Source organism: Candidatus Poribacteria bacterium (genome assembly GCA_009839745.1).
Taxonomy (GTDB): Bacteria; Poribacteria; WGA-4E; order WGA-4E; family WGA-3G; genus WGA-3G.
The window spans coordinates 1-4,004 of sequence record VXPE01000102.1 but is presented as its reverse complement, the minus strand read 5'-3'; the positions used below and the strand labels follow the sequence as shown (position 1 = coordinate 4,004).

At 41.5% G+C, this 4,004-nt stretch carries 3 protein-coding genes; all 3 read left to right on the top strand.

Going from position 1 to position 4,004, the window contains the following annotated elements; translation table 11 throughout:
* The first annotated feature begins 273 nt into the window (after positions 1 to 273).
* The gene (locus F4X88_15560) at positions 274 to 1,959 is read left to right on the top strand and encodes a DUF262 domain-containing protein (GenBank protein MYA57703.1); all 1,686 of its coding nucleotides are present in this window, start codon (positions 274 to 276) and stop codon (positions 1,957 to 1,959) included.
* Positions 1,960 to 2,376: 417 nt separating this feature from the next.
* Positions 2,377 to 3,369 carry a hypothetical protein gene (locus tag F4X88_15555; protein MYA57702.1) on the top strand — a complete coding sequence of 331 codons (993 nt, stop codon included), beginning with the start codon at positions 2,377 to 2,379 and terminating at the stop codon, positions 3,367 to 3,369.
* 276 nt (positions 3,370 to 3,645) lie between these two features.
* The coding region (locus tag F4X88_15550) for a transposase (protein MYA57701.1) at positions 3,646 to 4,004 on the top strand (359 nt) is incomplete at its 3' end.

Below are 4,004 nucleotides of genomic sequence, written 5' to 3'. Positions count from 1 at the left end.
AACATATTACCCCTTCTATGAGGTTATGTCAAACATTATTGCGTAAGTCCTATTTTATTTTTCAGAGGGGCTCCCAACTCTTCAAACGGTGGGGTGATTATCTTTTCGGTCGCGACAGACGTTAAGTGGAAAGGAGTTGTAACGGATGTTTGCTAAAATCGCAAACTGTACCGCCATGGACGCTTTTATACTTGAGAAAAAACGTTTCCAATGATGAACTCGGAGAATACTTTTTAAAACTCTCTATGGGAGAAAGGGGACTAAAGAAAACCTATGAAAGCCAACGAGATATCTATTCTTAAATTTCTGCAAGAGCCGAAACAGTTTTTTGTTCCAATCTTTCAGCGTAGGTACAGTTGGGAAGAAAAGCATTGCAAACAACTCTGGGAGGACGTGATACGAGTCGGGCAAGATGATAAGATTAAGCACCATTTCCTTGGATCAATTGTTTACATGGAACAGGAGTTAGGGATGATTGGAGCCATTCCCAGATATCTTGTGATTGATGGACAACAGCGATTGACCACATTATCACTTTTACTCTCAGCACTCAGCCGAGCAATAAATGGGAAAGATAGCAACCTCGGTGTAACCCCGAAGAGACTGTCAAATTATTATCTTTTCAATGAGCACGAAGAAGGAGTATTACGCTATAAACAACTTCTTACTCAGAGTGATAGAAAAACACTCATTCATCTGTTGGAAAATAGAAATCTGCCACTTACAAATGCTTCACCCCTTTTAGTGGAAAGTTATGAATTTTTTGAAAAGAGGATCAAAGAAGTTGATCTTGAAACGGTGTATACCGGACTCCAAAAGTTAATGATTGTTAGTGTTGCTTTGGATCGAACTGTAGATAATCCACAATTGATCTTTGAGAGCCTTAATTCTACTGGAATTTCACTCTCTCAAGCGGATCTCGTTCGCAACTATGTACTCATGGGGCAAGATCTCAAATTCCAAAAAAGATTGTATGAAGAGTACTGGTTTCCTATGGAAAGACTTTTTGGAAAGAAAGAATATACTGTGCGATTTGATCGTTTCATGCGGGATTATCTGACACTAAAAATGAGGCAGATCCCTAAACTGCAGAATGTTTATGAAGCATTTAAAGTCCAGTATCCGAGTTATGAAATCGGAAATTCAGTAAAGCTGGAGGCAATTGTCAAAGAGATTTCACGCTATGCAAAACACTTTGTTGACATCACACTGCTTAAGGAAGAAGATCCTGAACTACGGGAGTGTTTATCAGATTTCGTGGAAATGCGTGCTGAGGTAGCTTATCCATTCTTACTTGAAGTCTATGATGATTATGCTAAAGCACGAATCGAAAAAGCGGATGTCATCAAAATCTTTCGACTCGTAGAGAGTTACATCTTTCGACGTTCTGTATGTGGTATACCAACGAATGTCCTGAACAAGCTATTTGCGACACTGATGAATGAAAATAATGTCGACAAAAACAAATATCTTGAGAGTTTGAATGATGTTTTCCGGAAGATGCAAACTTACAGACGTTATCCTACGGATTCTGAATTCAAACAAGCCTTCAACACCAAAGATGTTTATAACTTCACCAGGCGGAATTACTTATTTCGCAAATTAGAGAACTTTGAACGCAAAGAACCCGCCCTAATCACCGACTATACGATTGAGCATGTAATGCCACGGACACTTACTGAAGCATGGCAACAGGAATTAGGGGAAGATTTTCAGCGCGTCCATGAAGTATGGGTTCATAAGATTGGGAACCTCACTCTTACCGGTTACAATTCAGATTATAGCAATTCCCCCTTTAAGAAGAAGCGGGATATGCCGGAAAAAGGACTTCGTTTTAGTCCGTTATACTTGAACCAAAGTTTCGCTGGCACAGAACAATGGAACGAAGATGCAATTAAAATGAGAACGGCTGAACTCGCGGAGAAAGCCTGCAAAATTTGGATTTATCCCGAAGACTGATGTAAGTGAATTTTGTGATAACTCAAAATGAGAGAAATCTGAATGGTAAATCACCAGAAATATATGCGTTCAAAAGAATGGGAGACGAAACGGAAAGAAAAATTAGAGACATGCAATCATAAGTGCGAGTGTGAGGGGGTGCTATAGAACAGCAACCCAAACCCACCATTTACACTATGACACATTAGGCGACGAAGGTATGGACGACTTACAGGCACTCTGTCCTAAATGCCACATGCAAAAGTCTGGTGTAAGAGGGTTTTATGGGAACGTACCGCGGTTCTGTTGTCAGGCTGAACCGATAGACGAAAGTGAAACCCAAAGAAAACCCTGCCTTACTCTGTGTGGCACAAGGCGAACTTTCATTATTAATGCGATGGCAGTACACATTTGCTATAACTTATCGGAGGGGCACGTATGGAACAGATAAGCAAAAAAAAATGGGACGGACGGGAATGGGAAATTTGGTCAGGATCTATTGGTGAACTGCGTCAGTTAATTCCGACCTTCACGATTCATGATTTTCGCATGGGCCCGGGAATAAATAAATACAAATCTGTCATTGTCCGGGAGCCTTACGGTAGTGTTGATATTGGCGAAGAAGTTGATCCTGTGAAGGGAGTGCGTATACCGATTCAGGTCGTCCGAAAGCGGCATGAGGGTGTTGTATGGGAGAACTTTACACCTAAAAACGTTCTACTCGGCTATGACCTTGTTCAGCATTATGATTTGCTTGACCGGGTATTGGAGACATTGAAGGCATTCAGCAAAAGAGAGATAGAGGGTATTGTTCATGTAACACCGATTACTGACCCAGATTCCCTTGAGGCAAATTTGGAAATCTCCACATATGGGGCACGCGTGCGGATTGAATTTCTGGTGCCCAATTTCAAATACTATGTGGGCGACGGAACTCCCTATGTCCTGAAGGTGATTTGTCGCAATTCCATGGACAAACGCATTGCTGTTGGAGTTCACTTATATTTGTATCGTGAAGGGGCACCCCATATTCGCTTCAGAGGATTTTATTCGCAACACAAGCCTGAAGAATTGAAGCAAGGAGAAATCGAAAAATACTTAGATGAAGAACTCATGAGAATTGCAAGAGGAGACTGGATTACAGCAACTGCTGAGAAAGAAAGAGTCATAGAGTTGATTATAAATTATTTCGATGGAAGATGGAGGGAGAGAATTATATTTATTTTGGAAGGAAGTGGTGAAGCAGATTCTAATCGCGTAGATCTCTATCAATTACGTGAGAAAATCAGTAAACTAATTGAGGAAGTAAGTAAATCAGGAGTGCGGGAACGGCAAGAGATTAGGGTTCTTCGCCTATTCCATGATATAGATAAAGTATCGGAAGAAGAAGCGAAAAAAAGACAGGCGGAGCAAGAGACTTTTACAATGTGAGCTCAATAAAAAGGATTCGTTCTTGTTGGCTTTGGCTGTCGCGATTCGGAGATCGTTCCTACAGGAGCGTGCGATGGATTGCACTACTACAAATGTTGGTTTGTTAAGCTGTCAAGGGGCAGATGCCTAAGCGATTGTAAATGTACTGCCATCGGAAATTCGGGACATCCTCTAAACCAACTAAAGTTTGGACAATTTTAAGAATTAAGATGCAGAAAAGCAGAAAAGCAGGTATCCTTTCATAAACATAACGCTTGTTTTGAAAGGAAAGAAACAATGCACCTGCTTCTCCACTTAGAAGGTATTCTATCAGAGTTTCGGTTTATGTTCAACTCCCAAAACTTTGCGCTTTTCCAAGCGTTCATCTATGGGTTTATTACCCACACAGGTTCAGGCACCTTGACGCAACTTTACCAAGCGAGTGGTTCCCAGACGCGGTATGGGTCTTTTCCAAAGTTCCTGTCGCGAGGGAGCTGGGACCCCGATGCCCTCGCCGCACATCTGATAAAATATCTTCAAGCGATATTTCCACAATGGGTCTACGTTTATGATCAAACCCAGGCGTTGAAAACGGGTCGTTCACAATGGGGGCTTCACTTCTTTCGAAACTTCAGTTATCATTCGCGTCGCGTCAA

What these genes read in the sequence shown, in the direction of transcription:
- F4X88_15560 (MYA57703.1), top strand. Translation starts at nt 274, where the DNA reads ATGAAAGCCAACGAGATATCTATTCTTAAATTTCTGCAAGAGCCGAAA.
- F4X88_15555 (MYA57702.1), top strand. Translation starts at nt 2,377, where the DNA reads ATGGAACAGATAAGCAAAAAAAAATGGGACGGACGGGAATGGGAAATT.